A 19,543-nucleotide genomic window follows, 5' to 3' on the forward strand; every position below is an offset into this window, starting at 1 on the left:
AGCCATGCAAGGCGCGATGATACGTCAGCAGCAACCCGTTACCGGCCGTAGCAAGCCGGTGCCGCGTGGTGCCAGCCGACTGGTGGCCGACGAGCCCGTATCGGCGCGCCTGCCGAAACCGAGCCTGGGCGGCCTCAAGCGCCTGCTGTGGCCGGTGCTGCTGGTGGCGGCAGGTTTTGGCGCCTACGAGGGCGCGGTGCGGCTGATGCCGTACGCTGACCGGCCGATCACCAAGATCGCCGTGCAGGGCGACTTGAGCTACATCAGCCAGCAGGCGGTGCAGCAGCGTATCGCGCCCTATGTGGCGGCGAGCTTCTTCACCGTCGACCTGACCGCCATGCGCGTGGAGCTGGAGCAGATGCCCTGGATCGCCCACGCCGAAGTGCGCCGGGTGTGGCCGGACGAGGTGGTGATCCGCCTCGAAGAACAACTGCCGGTGGCGCGCTGGGGCGATGAGGCCTTGCTCAACAACCAGGGCCAGGCCTTCACCCCGCGCGAGCTTGCCAACTACGAGCACCTGCCGCAGTTGTTCGGGCCGCAGCGGGCGCAGCAACAAGTCATGCAGCAGTATCAGGTACTGAGCCAGATGCTGCGCCCCATGGGTTTTTCCATCGCTCGCCTGGAGCTGCGCGAGCGTGGCAGCTGGTTCCTGACCACTGGCGCAGGCAGCGCCGGGCCAGGCATCGAACTGCTGTTGGGGCGCGACCACCTGGTGGAGAAGATGCGCCGTTTCATTGCCATTTACGACAAATCGCTTAAAGACCAGATCACCAATATCGCCCGCATCGATCTGCGTTACTCCAATGGCCTGGCCGTTGGCTGGCGGGAACCGAATGCACCGACGACGGCCCAACCCGCCGTTGCGAAGAATTAGAGAGAGGCAGGACCATGGCAAACGCGCATAGCGGCAAAATGATCGTCGGGCTGGACATCGGCACATCCAAAGTAGTGGCGCTGGTGGGCGAAGTCGGCGAAGACGGCACCCTGGAGATCGTCGGCATCGGCACCCACCCGTCGCGCGGCCTGAAGAAGGGCGTGGTGGTGAACATCGAGTCGACCGTGCAGTCGATCCAGCGCGCCGTCGAAGAGGCCCAGCTGATGGCGGGCTGCCGTATCCACTCGGCGTTCGTCGGCGTTGCCGGCAACCACATCCGCAGCCTGAACTCCCACGGCATCGTCGCCATCCGCGACCGTGAAGTGAGCATGGCCGACCTCGAGCGCGTGCTCGACGCCGCCCAGGCCGTGGCCATTCCTGCCGACCAGCGCGTGCTGCACACCCTGCCGCAGGACTACGTGATCGACAACCAGGAAGGCGTGCGCGAGCCACTGGGCATGTCGGGCGTGCGCCTGGAAGCCAAGGTCCACGTGGTCACCTGCGCGGTCAACGCGGCGCAGAACATCGAAAAATGCGTGCGCCGCTGCGGCCTGGAAATCGACGACATCATCCTCGAGCAGCTGGCCTCGGCCTACTCGGTGCTGACCGACGACGAGAAGGAGCTGGGCGTTTGCCTGGTGGACATCGGTGGCGGCACCACCGACATCGCCATCTTCACCGAAGGCGCAATCCGTCACACCGCGGTGATCCCGATCGCCGGCGACCAGGTCACCAACGACATCGCCATGGCCCTGCGCACCCCCACGCAGTACGCCGAAGAGATCAAGATCCGCTACGCCTGCGCCCTGGCCAAACTGGCTGGTGCCGGCGAGACCATCAAGGTGCCGAGCGTGGGCGACCGCCCACCGCGCGAGCTGTCGCGCCAGGCCCTGGCCGAAGTGGTGGAGCCGCGTTACGACGAGCTCTTCACCCTGATCCAGGCCGAACTGCGCCGCAGCGGCTATGAGGACCTGGTGCCGGCCGGCATCGTCCTGACCGGCGGCACCTCGAAGATGGAAGGCGCGGTCGAACTGGCCGAGGAAATCTTCCACATGCCGGTACGCCTGGGCGTGCCGCACAGCGTTCGGGGCCTGAGCGATGTAGTGCGCAACCCGATCTATTCCACCGGCGTGGGCTTGCTCACCTACGGCCTGCAAAAGCAGTCCGAGGACCTGTCCATGACCGGTATCAGCAACAGCAGCAACAGCAACAACAGCTATGGCGATGAACCCAAGGGGCCAGTGCTTGAACGACTCAAGCGTTGGGTCCAGAGCAACTTCTGAGTTTCAAAGCAGTAGTGGTAGGCGCGACAACTAGAGAACTGTAAGGAGAGGGAAAATGTTCGAGCTCGTAGACAACGTCCCGCAAAGCCCGGTCATCAAGGTGATCGGTGTCGGCGGTGGTGGCGGCAACGCCGTCAACCACATGGTCAAAAGCAACATCGAAGGCGTCGAGTTCATCTGCGCCAACACCGATGCCCAGGCGCTGAAGAACATTGGTGCTCGCACCATTCTGCAGCTGGGTACCGGCGTGACCAAAGGCCTGGGTGCCGGCGCGAATCCGGAAGTCGGCCGTCAGGCCGCGCTGGAAGACCGTGAGCGCATCGCCGAAGTGCTGCAAGGCACCAACATGGTGTTCATCACCACCGGCATGGGCGGCGGTACCGGTACCGGTGCTGCGCCGATCATCGCCGAAGTGGCGAAGGAGATGGGTATCCTCACCGTTGCGGTGGTGACCCGTCCGTTCCCGTTCGAGGGCCGCAAGCGCATGCAGATTGCCGATGAAGGCATCCGCATGCTGGCTGACAGCGTCGACTCGCTGATCACCATCCCCAACGAGAAGCTGCTGACCATCCTGGGCAAGGATGCAAGCCTGCTGTCCGCCTTTGCCAAGGCCGACGATGTACTGGCCGGTGCCGTTCGCGGTATCTCCGACATCATCAAGCGCCCAGGCATGATCAACGTCGACTTTGCCGACGTGCGTACCGTGATGAGCGAAATGGGCATGGCGATGATGGGTACCGGTTGCGCCAGCGGCCCGAACCGTGCACGCGAAGCCACCGAGGCAGCGATCCGCAACCCGCTGCTCGAAGACGTCAACCTGCAGGGCGCCCGCGGCATCCTGGTGAACATCACCGCAGGCCCGGACCTGTCGCTGGGTGAGTACTCCGACGTGGGTAGCATCATCGAAGCCTTCGCCTCCGACCACGCCATGGTCAAGGTCGGCACCGTGATCGACCCGGACATGCGCGACGAGCTGCACGTCACCGTCGTGGCTACTGGCCTGGGTGCGCGCATCGAGAAGCCGGTCAAGGTGGTCGACAACACCCTGCAGACCGCTCAGCAGGCTTACGAGGCGTCCAATCCGGCGCCGGCGCGCCAGGAGCAGCCAGCCGTCAACTACCGTGACCTGGAGCGCCCGACCGTGATGCGCAACCAGGCCCATGCAGGTGCTGCGGCAGCCGCTAAACTCAACCCTCAGGACGACCTGGACTACCTCGATATCCCAGCCTTCCTGCGCCGTCAGGCCGATTGATGGAATTTATCAGGGGTATAGGGGTGATTGGTGTTCAGCAAAGGCCGGGTCTGTTATCATCCCCAGCCTTTGTTGATACCTGTTCGCATTATTTGCGCTGAAGCGGCCAATGCCATGATTAGACAACGCACCCTGAAGAATACCATCCGTGCCACAGGTGTCGGCCTGCACTCCGGGGAGAAGGTCTACCTGACCCTCAAGCCTGCGCCTGTCGACACCGGCATCGTCTTCCGTCGCGCCGACCTCGACCCTGTGGTCGAAATCCCGGCGCGCGCGGCCAATGTTGGCGAGACCACCATGTCCACCACGCTGGTCAACGGTGACGTGAAAGTCGATACGGTCGAGCATCTGCTCTCCGCCATGGCGGGCCTGGGCATCGATAACGCCTACGTCGAGCTCTCCGCCTCGGAAGTGCCGATCATGGATGGCAGCGCCGGTCCCTTCGTATTCCTGATTCAATCGGCAGGCCTGGAAGAGCAGGGCGCTGCGAAGAAGTTCATCCGCATCCTGCGCGAAGTGACAGTGGAAGAGGGCGACAAGCGCGCCACTTTCCTGCCTTTCGACGGGTTCAAGGTGAGCTTCGAGATCGACTTCGATCACCCGGTCCTCAAGGGCCAGACCCAAAGCGCGGTCGTCGACTTCTCCAGCACCTCGTTCGTGAAGGAAGTCAGCCGTGCCCGTACGTTCGGCTTCATGCGTGACATCGAGTACCTGCGCAAGCACAACCTTGCGTTGGGCGGCAGTGTCGAGAACGCCATCGTGGTCGACGAAACCGGTGTGCTCAACGAAGACGGCCTTCGTTCCGATGACGAATTCGTCAAGCACAAGATCCTCGACGCCATTGGCGACCTTTATCTGCTGGGCAACAGCCTGATCGGCGAGTTCAAGGGCTACAAGTCCGGGCACGCGCTGAACAACCAGCTGCTGCGCAAGCTGATCGCAGAAACCGACGCCTGGGAAGTGGTCACCTTCGAAGATGCCAGCACGGCACCGATCTCGTACATGCGTCCTGTTGCGGCCGTGTAAGGTTCGAACACTCTCTAGTTCATTGAGGCCACCTTCGGGTGGCCTTTTTTATGCCTACCGCAATCCCCCTGTAGGAGCGGCCTTGCCGGGGCGCCGTCCGGTCGAGATGGGCTGCGCAGCAGCCCCAGGATCTCGACATCATGCAAAATTGCCGGGGCTGCTGCGCAGCCCATCGCGGCACAAGGCCGCTCCTACAGGGATTGCGTTGAGTCCAGGGTGAGGGGTCAGTTCTTGGCTTGAGCATGCGCCGCCAGGCGCTCCAGCGCTGCCTTGAGCTTCGGGTCGCTGATGCCTTCGGCCGAGCCGCGAATGCCCTGCGCGGCGTTTTCCGAGAGTTCAGGCCCGTGCCCGCTGCGCTTGGCCGGCACCAGCGGCGGCTGCACCTTGAACAGGATGCGGCTCAGGTTGGCGAACGCTTCCATGGCCTGCAACTGGCGTTGCAGGCGCTTTTGCTGGTAGCGCAAGCGGGTGGCCCAGTGGCCATCGGTCACCACCAGCAACAAGGTGCCTTCTTTCCACGACGCCACATGGCAGTGCTCCCGCGCCGCCGGCTGTAGCTGGCTTTCCAGCAAGCGCTGCAGGTGTTCCAGGCGCTCGGCCTGGTTCAGCAGCAGGCGCAGCGGCCGGGCCTTGCGCAGCAGGGCCGAGGGCAGGTGGGCGGAGGAGGGTTTGTAGGCCATGGAGGTTCGCGACAGGTTACAAGACCGGCAGTCTAACAGATGCCCAGTCCCCAGCGCCGGCAGGGCACGCGCGATCCCTGTAGCAGCCGGCTTGCCGGCGATAGGGCCCTCAAGGTCGAAACTTGATGCAAGTCATTCTCGATACGTTTCATGCGCGCGCACCTTGAACTTGCAGAAAAAGCCCCTATGTTAGTCAGGCCCCCTAAAAGCGCTGTGCCAGCATCGTGGAAATCCACCACTTTCCTCACCATCGTTTCCGGGTAGAATGCTCGTTCGCATGCGGCCTCAGGGCTGCACGGGCGACTCATGGGGCCGCCCTCCATCCCTACGTGTGGAAGATCCTGCCGATATGTTTGCGCCTTTGTTAAAAAAACTTTTTGGAAGCAAGAACGAGCGTGAAATCAAACGCATGCTCAAGACGGTAAGTGCCGTCAATGCCTTCGAAGAGAAGATGGTGGCCCTCTCGGATGAGCAGCTGCGGGGCAAGACCGCAGAGTTCAAAGAGCGCCTGGCCAAAGGCGAAACCCTCGACCAGCTGTTGCCCGAAGCCTTTGCCGTGGCCCGTGAGGCCGGCAAGCGTGTCATGGGCATGCGCCACTTCGACGTCCAGCTGATCGGCGGCATGACCTTGCACGAAGGCATGATCGCAGAAATGCGTACCGGTGAAGGCAAGACCTTGGTCGGTACCCTGGCCGTGTACCTGAACGCGCTGTCCGGCAAGGGCGTGCACGTGGTCACGGTCAACGACTACCTGGCCCGCCGCGACGCCAACTGGATGCGCCCGCTGTACGAATTCCTCGGCCTGAACGTGGGTATCGTCTCGGCGTTCCAGCCGCCGGAAGAAAAACGCGCCGCCTACGCCGCCGACATCACCTACGGCACCAACAACGAATTCGGTTTCGACTACCTGCGCGACAACATGGCGTTCAGCCAGGACGAGAAGTTCCAGCGTGAGCTGAACTTCGCCGTGATCGACGAAGTCGACTCCATCCTCATCGACGAAGCGCGCACCCCGCTGATCATCTCCGGCCAGGCCGAGGACAGCAGCAAACTGTACATCGAGATCAACCGCCTGATCCCGCGCCTCACCCAACACATCGAAGAAGTCGAAGGCCAGGTCACGCAAGAAGGCCACTTCACCATCGACGAGAAGAGCCGCCAGGTCGAGCTCAACGAAGCCGGTCACCAGTTCATCGAGGACATGCTCACCCAATCGGGCCTGTTGGCCGAAGGCGAGAGCCTGTACTCGGCGCACAACCTCGGCCTGCTGACCCACGTCTACGCCGGCCTGCGTGCCCACAAGCTGTTCCACCGCAACGTCGAGTACATCGTCCAGGAAGGCCAGATCCTGCTGATCGACGAGCACACCGGCCGTACCATGCCGGGCCGTCGCCTGTCCGAGGGCCTGCACCAGGCCATCGAAGCGAAAGAAAACCTGAACATCCAGGCCGAGAGCCAGACCCTGGCCTCGACCACCTTCCAGAACTACTTCCGCCTGTACACCAAGCTGTCCGGCATGACCGGTACCGCCGACACCGAGGCGTTCGAGTTCCAGTCGATCTACGCCCTCAACGTGATGGTGATTCCGCCGAACAAGCCGCTGGCGCGCAAGGATTTCAACGACCTGGTGTACCTGACCGCCGATGAGAAGTACGCCGCGATCGTCGCCGACATCAAGGAAAGCATGGGCCAGGGCCGCCCGGTGCTGGTCGGTACCGCGACCATCGAAACCTCCGAGCACATGTCCAACCTGCTCAAGAAGGAAGGTATCGACCACAAGGTACTGAACGCCAAGTACCACGAAAAAGAAGCCGAGATCATCGCCCAGGCCGGTGCCCCGGGCGCACTGACCATCGCTACCAACATGGCCGGCCGTGGTACCGACATTCTGCTGGGTGGTAACTGGGAGGCCGAAGTCGCCGCCCTGGAAAACCCCACCACCGAGCAGATCGCCCAGATCAAGGCCGACTGGCAGAAGCGTCACCAGCAAGTGCTGGAGGCCGGTGGCCTGCACGTGATCGCCTCCGAGCGCCACGAATCGCGGCGTATCGACAACCAGCTGCGTGGCCGTGCCGGCCGCCAGGGGGATGCCGGCTCCAGCCGCTTCTACCTGTCGCTGGAAGACAGCCTGATGCGCATCTTCGCCTCTGACCGGGTGAAGAACTTCATGAAGGCCCTGGGCATGCAGTCCGGCGAGGCCATCGAGCACCGCATGGTCACCAACGCCATCGAGAAGGCCCAGCGCAAGGTCGAAGGCCGCAACTTCGACATTCGTAAACAGCTGCTCGAATACGACGATGTGGCCAACGAACAGCGCAAGGTGATCTACCACATGCGCAACAGCCTGCTGGCCGCAGAAAACATCGGCGACACCATCGCCGAGTTCCGCCAGGAAGTGCTCGACGCCACCATCAGCCAGCACATCCCGCCGCAGTCGCTGCCCGAGCAGTGGGATGTGGCCGGCCTGGAGGCCTCTCTGGCCAGCGATTTCGCCCTGAAGCTGCCGATTCAGCAGTGGCTCGACGAGGACGACCACCTCTACGAGGAAACCCTGCGCGAGAAGCTGCTCAAGGAAATCACCGACGCCTACAACGAGAAGGAAGACCAGGCCGGCCTCGACGCCCTGCGTACCTTCGAGAAGCAGATCCTGCTGCGCGTGCTGGACGACCTGTGGAAAGACCACCTGTCGACCATGGACCACTTGCGCCACGGTATCCACCTGCGCGGCTACGCCCAGAAGAACCCGAAGCAGGAGTACAAGCGCGAGTCGTTCACCCTGTTCCAGGAGCTGCTGGAGTCGATCAAGCGCGACACCATCCGCGTGCTTTCGCACGTTCAGGTACGCCGCGAAGACCCGGTCGAAGAGGAAGCCCGCCTGCGTCGCGAAGCCGAAGAGCTGGCCAGCCGCATGCAGTTCCAGCATGCGGCTGCCCCAGGCCTTGAAGGTGAGCAGCTGGCCGAGGAGGGCGCCGAAGTCGCCGTAGCCTCTGCCCCGGTGCGCAACGACATGAAGCTGGGCCGCAACGAGCCGTGCTGGTGTGGTTCGGGCAAGAAGTTCAAGCACTGCCACGGGCAGATCGAGTGATCTGACCTTACCCCTGGCTTGAGATCCCGGGGCTGCTTTGCAGCCCATCGCGACACAAGGCCGCTCCTACATGGCACCACGCCAGACACTGTAGGAGCGGCCTTGTGCCGCGAAAGGGCCGCAAAGCGGCCCCTTCAATTCCCACAAAATTTCTAGGAGCGCTCTAATGGCTGTTGGTCTTGGTCCCCTGCCCACCCTGCACCCGGTTCCCGGTTTCGAACTCGGCATTGCCTCGGCCGGCATCAAGCGCCCTGGGCGCAAGGACGTGGTAGTGATGCGCTGTGCCGAAGGCTCCAGCGTGGCCGGCGTGTTCACCTTGAACGCCTTCTGCGCCGCCCCGGTGATCCTCAGCAAGCAGCGTGTGCAGGGCACCGTGCGTTACCTGTTGACCAACACCGGCAATGCCAACGCCGGCACCGGCGCCCCGGGCCTGGCTGCCGCCGAGCGCACCTGCGCCAAGCTGGCGGAGCTTGCCGGCGTGCCGGCCGAATCGGTACTGCCGTTCTCCACCGGCGTGATCGGCGAGCCACTGCCGGTCGAGAAGATCGAAGGTGCCCTGCAGGCCGCCCTGGACAACCTGTCGGAAAACCACTGGGCTGAAGCGGCCACCGGCATCATGACCACCGACACCCTGCCCAAGGGTGCCAGCCGCCAGTTCCAGCATGACGGCGTGACCGTCACCGTGACCGGTATCAGCAAGGGCGCCGGCATGATCCGCCCGAACATGGCCACCATGCTCGGCTACATCGCCACCGACGCCAAGGTCGCACCTGCTGTGCTCAAGGATTTGATGCTCGACGGTGCCAACAAGTCGTTCAACCGCATCACCATCGACGGTGACACCTCGACCAACGACTGCTGCATGCTGATCGCCACCGGCAAGGCCAACCTGCCGGAAGTCACCGAAGCCCGCGGCGCGCTGTTCGAAGCGCTGAAAAAGGCCGTGTTCGAAGTGTGCATGGAAGTGGCCCAGGCCATCGTGCGCGACGGCGAAGGCGCCACCAAGTTCGTCACCGTGCAGGTCAACGGCGGCGCCAATCACCAGGAATGCCTGGACGTCGGCTACGCCGTGGCCCACTCGCCGCTGATCAAGACCGCGCTGTTCGCCTCCGACCCCAACTGGGGCCGCATCCTTGCCGCCGTTGGCCGTGCCGGCGTGCCCGAACTGGATGTCAGCCTGATCGACGTGTTCCTGGGTGACGTGTGCATCGCAAGCCAAGGCGGGCGCAGCCCGAGCTACACCGAAGAGCAAGGCTCCAAGGTGATGGCCCAGGAAGAGATCACCATCCGTATCGAGCTGGGCCGTGGCCAGTGCAGCGAAACCATCTGGACCACCGACCTGTCCCACGAGTACGTGAAGATCAACGCCGAATACCGTACCTGATCCATCGCGGGGCAAACCCGCTCCCACGGTGCCGGTAAACGGTGCGTGGGAGCGGGCTTGCCCCGCGACTTTTCTGCCTTGAATCGAACATGGAGCCGACCCATGAGCTACCACCTGATCATCGGCGACAAGCTGTATTCCTCCTGGTCGCTACGCGGCGCCCTGGCCCTCGAACTGGCCGGCGTGGCGTACGACGAAACCCTGGTCAAACTCAACCAGCCCGACACCCGCCAACGCCTGCTGGCGTTCTCCGCCACCGGCAAGGTGCCGCTGCTCAAGACCGGGCACGGCGTGATCGCCGACTCCCTGGCCATCGCCGAATACCTCAACGAACAACACCCTGACGCACAACTGTGGCCGCAAGACGTGGCAGCCCGGGCCCAGGCCCGTTCGGCCTGCGCGCAGATGCACAGCGGCTTCTTCGCCCTGCGCGGCGCCATGCCGTTCGACCTGTCCCGCGACCAGGCGCTGGAATGCATCCCCCTGGACGTGCAGGTGGACATCGACCGCATCGTCGCGCTGTGGGCCGAATGCCGCCTGCTGGCCAAGGACAGCGGCCCGTTCCTGTTCGGCCGGGCGACGCTTGCTGACGCCTTCTTCGCCCCGGTGGCGGTGCGCCTGCGCAGCTACCGGGTGGCAGTGCCGGCAGAGGCGGCGGCCTATATCGAAACCATCTACCAGTGGCCGGCCTTCCAGGCCTGGCAGCAAGCTGGCCTCGCGGAGCGTGAAGGGTGAAACGGATTCATGTTGTAGCAGCGGTCATTCGCGGCGCCGACGGGCGCATTCTCATCGCCCGCCGCGCCGACACCCAGCACCAGGGCGGCCTGTGGGAGTTCCCCGGCGGCAAGGTGGAGCAGGGCGAGGGCGTTGAAGCCGCCTTGGCCCGTGAGCTGCGCGAGGAGCTGGGCATCGAGGTCAGCCGCTCGCGCCCGCTGATCAAGGTCAGCCATGACTACCCGGACAAGCAGGTGTTGCTGGACGTGCGCGAGGTCGATGCCTTCACCGGCGAGCCCCATGGCGCCGAAGGCCAACCTCTGGCCTGGGTGGCGCCGCGCGACCTGGGCCAGTACGAATTCCCCGAGGCCAACAAGCCGATCGTTGCCGCCGCGCGCCTGCCCGACCAGTACCTGATCACCCCCGACGGACTGGAAGTGCCGCAGATGCTCAAGGGCATCCAGAAGGCCGTGGCCAATGGCATTCGCCTGATCCAGCTGCGTGCGCCGGACATGTACGACCCCAAGTACCGCGATGTGGCGGTGGACGCGGTAGGCCTGTGCGCCGGCAAGGCGCAGCTGATGCTCAAGGGCCCGCTGGAGTGGCTGGGTGATTTCCCCGCCGCCGGCTGGCACCTGACTGCCGCGCAGTTGCGCAAGTACGCGGCCAAGGGCCGGCCGTTCCCGAAAGAGCGCTGGTTGGCAGCGTCCTGCCACAACGCCGAGGAGCTGGCGCTGGCCGAGCAGATGGGCGTGGATTTCGTCACCCTGTCGCCGGTGCAGGCCACCCAGACCCACCCCGAGGCAGTGCCGCTGGGGTGGGATGAGGCGCAGCAGTTGATCGCTACGGTCAAGCAGCCGGTGTACCTGCTGGGTGGGGTCGGGCCGGGTCAGCGCGAGCAGGCCTGGCAGGCCGGGGCGCAGGGTGTGGCAGGTATTCGGGCGTTCTGGCCCGAGGTCTGAGCTCAAGCCCATCGCGGGGCAAGCCCGCTCCCACGCTGTATGTGACTGGCGTGGGAGCGGGCTTGCCCCGCGATGCTGTCAGGCAGGTTTCACTGCCGCCTGCCACAACACCTCATCCACCCCCTGGCGCCGCCCGATGATCCTGGCGGCCACGAACAACAGGTCAGACAGCCGGTTGATGTAAGCCAGGCCAACCCCCTCCAGCGGCTCGACCGCATTCAACTGCTGGCACCGGCGCTCCGCCGCCCGCGCGACGCTGCGGCACACATGGGCCTGGGCCACCAGCGCCGAACCGCCAGGCAAAATGAAGTTCTTCAGCGGCCCGAGCTCTTCGTTCCACACATCGATAGCCCGTTCCAGGCGCTCCACCTCCTGCGCATTCAACGCCCGGTAACTGGGCATGGCCAGCTCGCCGCCCAGGTCGAACAGTCGGTGCTGGCACGGCGCAAGTACCTCGCTCACCTCGCTGATGCCGGCCTCGGCCAACCCGGCCAGCAACACCCCGAGCTGGCTGTTGAGGGTGTCCACCTCGCCCATGGCTTCGACGCGCGGATGGTCCTTGGGCACGCGGCGGCCATCGCCCAGGCCGGTTTCGCCCTTGTCACCGGTGCGGGTGTAGATTTTCGTCAGGCGGTTGCCCATGTCAGGTCTCCGTACGGGCCGGTTGGGCCGTGCCCAGGGGCAGGCGCAGGGTGAAGCAGGTGCCCTGGCCGGGGGTGGAGTGCACCTCCATCTGCCCTTTGTGGTTGTTGGTGATGATGAAGTACGACACCGAAAGCCCAAGGCCTGTGCCCTGGCCGATTTCCTTGGTGGTGAAGAACGGCTCGAAGGTGCGTTTGCGCACAGCCTCCGGCATGCCGATGCCGTTGTCCTCGATCTGGATTTCCGCCCACGGCGGGTTGAGCCGGGTGCGCAGGGTGATGCGCCCCGGCTCGCTCGGTTGCGGGCGCTGGTGGATGGCCTGGGCGGCGTTCTTCAACAGGTTCAGCAGCACCTGTTCCAGTTCGTTGGCGGTGCACGGCACCGGGCCCAGCTGCGGGTCGAACTGGCGCACGATGGCCTGGCCCTTGAAGTCGAAGCCAATGGTCAGGTCGAAGTCGTTGCCGGCGATGTCCACCGCCTGGTCGATCAGCGCCGGCAGGTCACAGGGCGCCAGCTGGCGGTTGCTGCGCCGGCTGAAGCTGAGCATGTGGGTGACGATTTTTGCCGCCCGCGCGCCGGCCTGCTGAATGCCGTCCAGCAACTGAGGCACCTCGCGGCTGGCGAGGTACTGGTTGACGTTGGCGAGGTTTATGCCCAGCTCGTCGGCCTGTTCCTGGTTGCGTGGCAGCTCCGGCGACAGGCGACGGCGGATGTTCTGCACGTTGTGCAGGATCGCCCCCAGCGGGTTGTTGATCTCGTGGGCCATGCCCGCAGCCAGGCCGCCGACCGAGAGCATCTTTTCCGACTGCACCATCATTTCTTCCAGCGACAGGCGCTGGGTGATGTCGTCGATGCGGATCACCACCCCGCGCCCGCCGCCGCCGGTCAGCGGGTAGAAGGTCAGGGCGTAGTGGCGGGCGTCGTCGCCCTTGGGCCAGGTGACCCGTTCGATCTTCGCCACCCGGTGCTTCTCGACGCTTTCCTTGAGCTGCGGCAAAAACGGCTTGAGCGGCTCGAAGGCGAGGAAGATCGGCTGGTTCAGCGCCTCGTCCAGGGGCGTGCCGGAGAGCACCGTGGCTTCGTGGTTCCACTGGGTGACGTAAAGCTGCTCGTCGAGGGCGATCAGTGCCGAGGGCATCGAGTCGATGATGCTGTTGAGGTAGTTCTGAAAGCCGGTGAGCTTTTTTTCGATCTTGCTGCGCACCTGGACTTCCAGCTCCAGCTTGCGGTTGGTGTGGCGGGTTTCTTCAGCCAGGCCCTGGGCCTGGTCGTAGGCACTCTGGAACTCGTCACGGGTGCGCTTGAGCTGCTGCTCGCGGGCCTCGATGCGCGACAGCATGGTGTTGAACGCCTGGGCCAGGCTGCCGATCTCGTCGTCGTTGCCGCGTTGGGCACGCAGGGCGTAGCTTTCTTCGCGGGTGACCTGGCGGGTGAGCTCTTCCAGCCGGTTGATCGGCAGGGTGATCAGGCGCTTGATCTGCCGGGCGATGATCATCCACAGCACGATGCTGAACACCAGGATGGCCAGGCTGGCCGACAGGGTGCCGGTGTAGAACGCCGTAGGCAGCTCGCTGCTGGCTACCAGCAGCAGGTGCGCCGGCGGGCTGCCTTCGCGGGGCAGGCGAATCAGCTGGGTGCTGCGAAACTCCATGAGCCGCCAGCCATCGATGTTGCGAAAGCGCTTGGGCAGGGCCAGTGGCTCGCCGTGCTGCAACTGCGCCAGCATGCGCCCGTCGCTGCCGTACAGGGCTGCGGCGCGAAGGGGCGAGTAGCTGTCCAGCTCCTTGAGCAGCGCCGTGGCAGTGCCTGGGTTGTCGCCGGCGCGGGCTGACAGCTGCGGGTTGGACACCAGCTTGCCGATGGTCTGCAGGGCCTGGGGCGCCATGCTCTCCTGGGTGATCCAGTAGGCGGCGCTGATGAAGGCCAGGTTGGCCACCAGCAAAATGGTCACCAGCAGCACCAGCAGGGCCGCCAGCAGCTTTTGCCCGACCGGGAGGTTTTCCAGGCGTTGGCGCAGGGTCATGGGCAATACAGCTTCCGTGTCCGTTGAAAGGGGCTCAGGCGCTTGGCAGGCCGCGCGCCGTCAGGCTATCGACCAGGCGTCGGTGCAACTGTTCAAGCCCAGGCACTGCCACGCCATGGCGGGCGGCGGTGCGGCAGGCGTGGCCGAGCAGGTAGTGGATCTCGGTGCGCCGGCTGGCGCGCACATCCTGATACATGGAAGAGTAGTTGGCGGCGGTGGCGAGGATCACCCGCTGTATTTCTTCGTCCAGCTCCAGCGCAGCCTCGGGCTGGCCGCAACGTCGCAGCAGTTCGGCAAGCTCGGCGCCCAGCGCTTCGACTTCGCCCAGGTGCCCCAGCAGGCCGCCGTTCTGGCAGCCGTGCAGCACGGTCAGCGGGTTGATCGCGCAGTTCAGCGCCAGCTTGCGCCACAGGCGGGTGAGGATGTCCAGGCTCCACTGCGCCGGGATGCCGGCATCGTGCAGGTCGTCGAACCAGGCGGGCAGGGCGGGGTTGGCCGGGTCGCCCAGCCAGTTGAAACCGTGGCCGGCAAAGCGCACCTGCCAGTCGTCTTCACGGAACGCGCCCTCGGTGCTGGAGGCGAAGATGCAGCGGGCGTGGGGGGCCACTTCGGCCACCTCGTCCTGGCTGCCCAGGCCGTTTTGCAGCAGCACCAGCTCGGCGCCTGGGGCCAGCCGGGGCAGCAACTGCGCAACGCCAGGGGCGGCGTCGTAGGCCTTGCAGGCTACCAGCAGGCGATGGATGGGGCCGGCGGCGCCAGCGGTTTCGGCGGGGATCGCGAAATGGCTGGTGTGCGCCTGCTCGACCAAAGTCAGCCGGCCTGCGGCCTGATAGTCGGCCAGGCGCCGCTCGTCGCGCAGGATCAGGCGCACCGCCTTGCCGGTACGGGCCAGGCGGCAGGCCCAGAGGCTGCCGAGGCTACCGGCGCCGAGAATATGCCAGGTGCTGCTCATCTGCGTTTCGCAACCCGTTATAATGAGCCCGCATTTTAACCATCCAACGCAGACGCGCTCCATCTTCAGGCCGAGCGCGCGTTCATTTTATGGAGAACACCCCATGCCTTCGTTCGACGTGGTATCGGAACTGGACAAGCACGAAGTGCAGAACGCCGTCGACAACGCCATCAAGGACCTCGACCGCCGCTACGACCTCAAGGGCAAGGGCACCTTCGAGTTCAAGGACAAGGAGCAGACCGTACTGCTGACCGCCGAGGAGGAGTTCCAGCTCGAAGCCATGCTGGAGATCCTGCGCCTGGCGCTGGTCAAGCGCAAGATCGACGTCAAGTGCCTGGAAACCCAGGACCCGTACGCCTCGGGTAAGGAGAAAAAGCAGGAAGCCAAGTTCCGCGAAGGCATCGACAAGGACCTGGCCAAGAAGATCGTCGCCACCATCAAGGATGGCAAGCTCAAGGTGCAGGCCGCCATCCAGGGCGAGCAGGTACGGGTCACCGGCAAGAAGCGCGACGACCTGCAGGAAGCCATTGCCCTGCTGCGCACCAAGGAATTCGACATGCCGCTGCAGTTCAACAACTTCCGCGACTGATTGGAGCGATGCCTGAACCCAGCTGGCGCAATGATGTCCATGTGGGTTCAGGGCCGCTGAGTCCGAGGCGGCCCGGTTTCAGGAGATGACTATGGATTTGAACGCAGAGGTCGACCAGCTGGTACGCCAGTCGCAAACCTGGATTCCGCTGATCATGGAGTACGGCAGCCGGGTGCTGCTGGCACTGCTGACCCTGGCCATCGGCTGGTGGGTAGTGAACAGGTTGAGTGCGCACCTGGGCAAGCTGGTGGGCATGCGCAACACCGACGTGGCCCTGCAGGGCTTCATCAGCACCCTGGCCAACATCGTGCTGAAGATCCTGCTGTTCGTCAGTGTGGCGTCGATGATCGGCATCGAGACCACCTCGTTCGTCGCCGCCATCGGTGCTGCGGGCCTGGCCATTGGCCTGGCGCTGCAGGGCAGCCTTGCGAACTTCGCCGGCGGTGTACTGATCTTGATGTTCCGCCCGTTCCGCATCGGCGACTGGATCGAGGCGCAGGGCGTGAGCGGCACCGTGGACAGCATCCAGATCTTCCACACTGTGCTGCGTACCGGCGACAACAAGACGGTGATCATGCCCAACGGCAGCCTGTCCAACGGCATCATCACCAACACCAACCGCCAGCCGACGCGCAAGGTGGTGTTCGATGTGGGCGTAGACTACGAGGCTGACCTGCAGAAGGCCCGCAACGTACTGCTGGAGCTGGCCAAAGACCCCCGGGTATTGGCTGACCCGGCGCCGCAGGCAGTAGTGGCCACACTGGGCGACAGCTCGATCACCGTGTCGCTGCGCCTGTGGACCAAGACCTCGGACTACTGGGATGTGATGTTCATGCTCAACGAGCATGCCCGCGACCGGCTCAAGGCCGAGGGTATCGACATCCCGTTTCCGCAGCGGGTGATTCGCGTGGTGCAGGAGGCTGCACCGCAGTAACCCGCTTCAGCAGCCATCGCGGGGCAAGCCCGCTCCCACGTCTATGGCGTAGGAGCGGGCTTGCCCCGCGATGCTTTTACCCCCTTACACTTGTTCACAGCCAATCCCTGCCATTTCTGGCATATAACCTGCCCCCACCTGCCTGCACCTGATAGCCACCATGAAACCACTGCTGTACATCACTCCCCTGCGTGCTTTGCTGTTCGGCCTGACCCTGGCGCTGTTCGAGCTGCTCACCTACCTGGCCAGCGACGCGGTCATGCCGGCCATGCCGGTGGTGGTCGACGACCTGAAGGCCAGCCCCGAATTCATCCCCCACGCCCTCAACCTGTACCTGCTGGGCGGGGTGGTGCTGCAGTGGCTGATCGGCCCGCTGGCCGACCGTTATGGCAGGCGCCCGCTGCTGCTGGCCGGCTGCGTGTTCTTCGGCGGCGCTTGCCTGGCGACCTTCTGGGTGCACGATATTGGCCTGTTCAACCTGCTGCGCCTGCTGCAGGGTATTGGCCTGGGCTTTGTGGTGACGGTCAGCTACCCGGCGCTCAACGAGGCGTTCAGCGAGGCCGACGCGGTACGCATGATGGCCTTGCTGGCCAACATCGCGCTGCTGTCGCCGCTGCTCGGGCCGCTGGTGGGCACCCTGATGCTGCAGTGGCTCGACTGGCGCTGGCTGTTCGTCGCCTTCGCCGTGGGCGCGGTGGCTTGCTGGCTGCTGCTGTACCGCCTGATGCCCGAGACCTTGGGGGTGGAGCGCCGCGACGGCTCGCGTCTGGCGTTCACGCCCATCCACCTGCTGCCGCTGCTGGCCGGTTACGGCCAACTGCTGGCCAATCGCAAGTTCGTCGCCGGCAGCGCGGCGCTGGGGCTGGTGGGCCTGCCGTTGATCGGCTGGATCGGCCTGTCGCCAGTGCTGCTGATTCACGACGAGGGCCTGAGCACAATGGAATACGCCCTGTGGCAGTTGCCGGTGTTCGGCGGGCTGATCCTCGGCAATCTGATCATCAACCGCATTGCCGACCGCTACCCGTTGCCAGCGTTGGTGCGTGGCGCGCTGGCGCCGTACCTGGCCGGCCTGTGCCTGATGGTGCTGGCGACCTGGCTGTGGCCGTCGGTAACCAGTGTGGTGGCCGGCATGTCGCTGTACGCGCTGGGGCTGGGGGTGGCCAACGCGGTGCTGTACCGCATGACGCTGTTTGCCAGCGAGCAGAGCAAGGGGTTGGTGTCGGCCATGCTGGGCATGATCACCATCGCGCTGTTGGGTTTGGGCGGCGCGGTGCTGGCGATGCTGGGCGCGGGGGCGAGCCTGCTGCACTTTGCCCTGGGCGCAGGTATCGCCGGGGCTATGGCGTTGTGGCCTCTGTGGTTCGTGGTGGGCGGACGGCCCAATAGCCTGGGCGCCGATCACCTGTAGGAGCTGGCTTGCCAGCGATGAGGCCCTGGCAGGCGCTGCAGGCGTAATTGCCTGTACCGGCCCTATCGCCGGCAAGCCGGCTCCTACAGGTTACGCGGTACCTGTAGGAGCCGGCTTGCCGGCGATAGGGCCGGTGCAGGATGACGATAATTCTCAGGGCTGTTCGGTGGCCGAATCAGCAACCGGTGCAGGCTTGCCGCGCCCGGCTTCCTGGCGCCAGTGCAGGGCGATCAGGATCAGCGTCGGCACGCCCAGCAGGGCGGTGATCATGAAGAAGTTGTGGTAGCCGAACTTCTCCACCATCACCCCCGAATACCCGCCAATCAACCGCGGCAACAGCAGCATGATCGAGCTCAGCAGGGCATATTGCGTGGCCGAGAACTTCAGGTTGGTCAGGCTCGACAGGTAGGCGACGAACGCCGAAGTAGCCATGCCTGAGCTGAAGTTGTCCAACGAGATGGTCACCACCAGCATTTCCAGGTTCGGGCCCATGTCGGCCAGCATCACGAACAGGATGTTGGTGCCCGCCGAAGCCAGGCCGCCGATGAACAGGATCGGCAGGATACCGAAGCGCACGATCAGCAGGCCGCCGGCACCGGCACCGACCAGAGTCATGATCAGGCCGAAGATCTTGCTGACGCTGGCGATCTGGTCCTTGGTGAAGCCCATGTCGATGTAGAACACGTTGGCCATCACCCCCATGACCGTGTCGGACATGCGGTAGGTGGCGATCAGCCCGAGCAGCAGCAGGGCCTGCCAGCGGTAGCGGGCGATGAAGTCGTTGATTGGCGTGAGCACTGGCGCCAGGCCGCGGCGGCCGAGGCTCGACAGGCAGGCCCAGGTCAGCAGCACATAGAGGATCAGGCGCAGGAAGGCGCGGTCCTCGAGCAGCAGGTCCAGCGGTGTGGCCTCACCGGAAACCACGGTTGACCAGCCGGTGTTGAACATCTGGGTGAAGCTGGCCGGTACCGACACCAGCAGGATGATCAGCACGAACACCGAAGCCATCTGGTGCATCAGCCCGTAGCGCGCTGCCGACAGCTGGGTGCGCAGCGGTACCGGTGGTTCGCGCATCACCAAGGTGGTGAACAGCGCCGGCAGCATCAGCACGCCGAACAGCACGTAGGTGCTGGCCCAGGCCTTGTGCAGGTAGCTGAAGCCGGTAGAACCGAACCATTCTGCGAAGAACAGCGCACCGGCGGTGGCCAGCAGCGCGGCGACCCGGTAGCCGGCCATGTAGCTGGCTGCCAGGGCGGCCTGGCGTTGGTCGTCGGCGATTTCCAGGCGGTAGGCGTCGACGGCGATGTCCTGGGTGGCCGAGGCGAAAGCCACCAGCACCGCCAGGGCAATCAGCCACGACAGGTGCTTTTGCGGGTCGCAGAAGCCCATGCCCAGCAGGCCCACCACCACCAGAAGCTGTGAAAGCAGCAGCCACGAGCGGCGCCGGCCCATGCCGCCAAGCAGCGGCAGGCGCCATTGGTCGAGCAGCGGCGACCACACCCACTTGAACGCATACGCCAGGCCGATCAGGCTGGCGTAGCCGATGGTTTCGCGGGCAACACCAGCCTCGCGCAACCAGACCGAAAGCGTGGAGAACACCAGCATGTAGGGCAAGCCGGCAGCAAAGCCGAGCAACAACAACACCAAGGTTGACGGGCTGGCATAGGCAGCGAGCGCAGCGCGCCAGGTTTTACGGGGCATGGGCCAACATCTGCCTCAAGTTTTCGAAAACAAA

General features: G+C 64.6%; 16 protein-coding genes. 11 read left to right on the forward strand and 5 right to left on the reverse strand.

From position 1 onward, the window contains the following. Positions 1-4 precede the first annotated feature (4 nt). From KSS94_RS04910 to lpxC, 4 genes are all read left to right on the forward strand, one after another. Positions 5-874, forward strand: a complete 870-nt coding sequence (locus KSS94_RS04910) for a cell division protein FtsQ/DivIB (protein WP_217841915.1) — start codon at positions 5-7, stop codon at positions 872-874. A gap of 14 nt (positions 875-888) precedes the next feature. Next, the gene (gene ftsA, locus KSS94_RS04915) at positions 889-2,157 is read left to right on the forward strand and encodes a cell division protein FtsA (protein WP_217841916.1); all 1,269 of its coding nucleotides are present in this window, start codon (positions 889-891) and stop codon (positions 2,155-2,157) included. Between the two features lie 55 nt (positions 2,158-2,212). After that, positions 2,213-3,409, forward strand: coding sequence for a cell division protein FtsZ (gene ftsZ / locus KSS94_RS04920; protein WP_217841917.1), 1,197 nt, complete (start codon positions 2,213-2,215; stop codon positions 3,407-3,409). Positions 3,410-3,523: 114 nt separating this feature from the next. Beyond that, positions 3,524-4,435: a UDP-3-O-acyl-N-acetylglucosamine deacetylase gene (gene lpxC / locus KSS94_RS04925; RefSeq protein WP_217841918.1), complete on the forward strand. Its 912-nt coding sequence runs from the start codon at positions 3,524-3,526 to the stop codon at positions 4,433-4,435. 224 nt (positions 4,436-4,659) lie between these two features. Here lpxC and KSS94_RS04930 read toward each other — a convergent pair whose 3' ends face one another. Then, positions 4,660-5,115: a DUF721 domain-containing protein gene (locus KSS94_RS04930; RefSeq protein ID WP_217841919.1), complete on the reverse strand. Its 456-nt coding sequence runs from the start codon at positions 5,113-5,115 to the stop codon at positions 4,660-4,662. Positions 5,116-5,464: 349 nt separating this feature from the next. Here KSS94_RS04930 and secA point away from each other — a divergent pair, with 349 nt between their 5' ends. The 4 genes from secA (at position 5,465) to KSS94_RS04950 (ending at position 11,260) form a co-directional block, all read left to right on the forward strand. Next, positions 5,465-8,200: a preprotein translocase subunit SecA gene (gene secA / locus KSS94_RS04935; RefSeq protein WP_217841920.1), complete on the forward strand. Its 2,736-nt coding sequence runs from the start codon at positions 5,465-5,467 to the stop codon at positions 8,198-8,200. 166 nt (positions 8,201-8,366) lie between these two features. Then, positions 8,367-9,584, forward strand: a complete 1,218-nt coding sequence (gene argJ, locus KSS94_RS04940) for a bifunctional glutamate N-acetyltransferase/amino-acid acetyltransferase ArgJ (RefSeq protein ID WP_217841921.1) — start codon at positions 8,367-8,369, stop codon at positions 9,582-9,584. A 102-nt stretch (positions 9,585-9,686) separates the two neighbouring features. Further along, a complete protein-coding gene (locus KSS94_RS04945) occupies positions 9,687-10,319 on the forward strand; it encodes a glutathione S-transferase family protein (protein ID WP_217841922.1) in 633 nt (210 codons plus the stop codon). Then, a complete protein-coding gene (locus tag KSS94_RS04950; protein WP_217841923.1) occupies positions 10,316-11,260 on the forward strand; it encodes a Nudix family hydrolase in 945 nt (314 codons plus the stop codon). Before KSS94_RS04945 ends, KSS94_RS04950 begins: the two co-directional genes overlap by 4 nt. 78 nt (positions 11,261-11,338) lie before the next feature. Here the strand turns inward: KSS94_RS04950 and KSS94_RS04955 are convergent, their stop codons facing one another. From KSS94_RS04955 to KSS94_RS04965, 3 genes are read right to left on the reverse strand one after another with little or no spacing between them, the layout of a single operon-like run. Beyond that, positions 11,339-11,902, reverse strand: coding sequence for a cob(I)yrinic acid a,c-diamide adenosyltransferase (locus KSS94_RS04955; protein ID WP_217841924.1), 564 nt, complete (start codon positions 11,900-11,902; stop codon positions 11,339-11,341). Position 11,903: 1 nt separating this feature from the next. Continuing rightward, complete coding sequence (locus KSS94_RS04960) at positions 11,904-13,925, reverse strand: ATP-binding protein (protein WP_217841925.1); 2,022 nt, start codon at positions 13,923-13,925, stop codon at positions 11,904-11,906. 34 nt (positions 13,926-13,959) lie between these two features. Beyond that, a complete protein-coding gene (locus KSS94_RS04965) occupies positions 13,960-14,877 on the reverse strand; it encodes a putative 2-dehydropantoate 2-reductase (protein ID WP_217841926.1) in 918 nt (305 codons plus the stop codon). Positions 14,878-14,980: 103 nt separating this feature from the next. Here KSS94_RS04965 and KSS94_RS04970 point away from each other — a divergent pair, with 103 nt between their 5' ends. From KSS94_RS04970 to KSS94_RS04980, 3 genes are all read left to right on the forward strand, one after another. Further along, positions 14,981-15,466 (forward strand): YajQ family cyclic di-GMP-binding protein, encoded by a 486-nt coding sequence (locus KSS94_RS04970; RefSeq protein WP_217841927.1) that lies wholly within the window; start codon positions 14,981-14,983, stop codon positions 15,464-15,466. Between the two features lie 91 nt (positions 15,467-15,557). Next, on the forward strand, positions 15,558-16,400 hold the full coding sequence (locus tag KSS94_RS04975; protein WP_217841928.1) for a mechanosensitive ion channel family protein: 843 nt from the start codon (positions 15,558-15,560) through the stop codon (positions 16,398-16,400). A gap of 160 nt (positions 16,401-16,560) precedes the next feature. Continuing rightward, positions 16,561-17,808 (forward strand): MFS transporter, encoded by a 1,248-nt coding sequence (locus KSS94_RS04980; RefSeq protein WP_217841929.1) that lies wholly within the window; start codon positions 16,561-16,563, stop codon positions 17,806-17,808. Positions 17,809-17,961: 153 nt separating this feature from the next. Here KSS94_RS04980 and KSS94_RS04985 read toward each other — a convergent pair whose 3' ends face one another. Then, entirely contained in the window at positions 17,962-19,509 is a 1,548-nt protein-coding gene (locus KSS94_RS04985) for an AmpG family muropeptide MFS transporter (protein WP_217841930.1), read from the reverse strand. Positions 19,510-19,543 lie beyond the last annotated feature (34 nt).

Origin of the sequence: Pseudomonas fakonensis, assembly GCF_019139895.1 — a bacterium.
GTDB lineage: Bacteria > Pseudomonadota > Gammaproteobacteria > Pseudomonadales > Pseudomonadaceae > Aquipseudomonas > Aquipseudomonas fakonensis.

Coding starts and splice junctions, on each gene's coding strand:
- ftsA (WP_217841916.1), top strand. CDS start 889: ATGGCAAACGCGCATAGCGGCAAAATGATCGTCGGGCTGGACATCGGC.
- argJ (WP_217841921.1), top strand. CDS start 8,367: ATGGCTGTTGGTCTTGGTCCCCTGCCCACCCTGCACCCGGTTCCCGGT.
- KSS94_RS04970 (WP_217841927.1), top strand. CDS start 14,981: ATGCCTTCGTTCGACGTGGTATCGGAACTGGACAAGCACGAAGTGCAG.
- KSS94_RS04965 (WP_217841926.1), bottom strand. CDS start 14,877: ATGAGCAGCACCTGGCATATTCTCGGCGCCGGTAGCCTCGGCAGCCTC.
- secA (WP_217841920.1), top strand. CDS start 5,465: ATGTTTGCGCCTTTGTTAAAAAAACTTTTTGGAAGCAAGAACGAGCGT.
- KSS94_RS04985 (WP_217841930.1), bottom strand. CDS start 19,509: ATGCCCCGTAAAACCTGGCGCGCTGCGCTCGCTGCCTATGCCAGCCCG.
- KSS94_RS04930 (WP_217841919.1), bottom strand. CDS start 5,115: ATGGCCTACAAACCCTCCTCCGCCCACCTGCCCTCGGCCCTGCTGCGC.
- KSS94_RS04910 (WP_217841915.1), top strand. CDS start 5: ATGCAAGGCGCGATGATACGTCAGCAGCAACCCGTTACCGGCCGTAGC.
- KSS94_RS04975 (WP_217841928.1), top strand. CDS start 15,558: ATGGATTTGAACGCAGAGGTCGACCAGCTGGTACGCCAGTCGCAAACC.
- ftsZ (WP_217841917.1), top strand. CDS start 2,213: ATGTTCGAGCTCGTAGACAACGTCCCGCAAAGCCCGGTCATCAAGGTG.
- KSS94_RS04945 (WP_217841922.1), top strand. CDS start 9,687: ATGAGCTACCACCTGATCATCGGCGACAAGCTGTATTCCTCCTGGTCG.
- lpxC (WP_217841918.1), top strand. CDS start 3,524: ATGATTAGACAACGCACCCTGAAGAATACCATCCGTGCCACAGGTGTC.
- KSS94_RS04980 (WP_217841929.1), top strand. CDS start 16,561: ATGAAACCACTGCTGTACATCACTCCCCTGCGTGCTTTGCTGTTCGGC.
- KSS94_RS04960 (WP_217841925.1), bottom strand. CDS start 13,925: ATGACCCTGCGCCAACGCCTGGAAAACCTCCCGGTCGGGCAAAAGCTG.
- KSS94_RS04955 (WP_217841924.1), bottom strand. CDS start 11,902: ATGGGCAACCGCCTGACGAAAATCTACACCCGCACCGGTGACAAGGGC.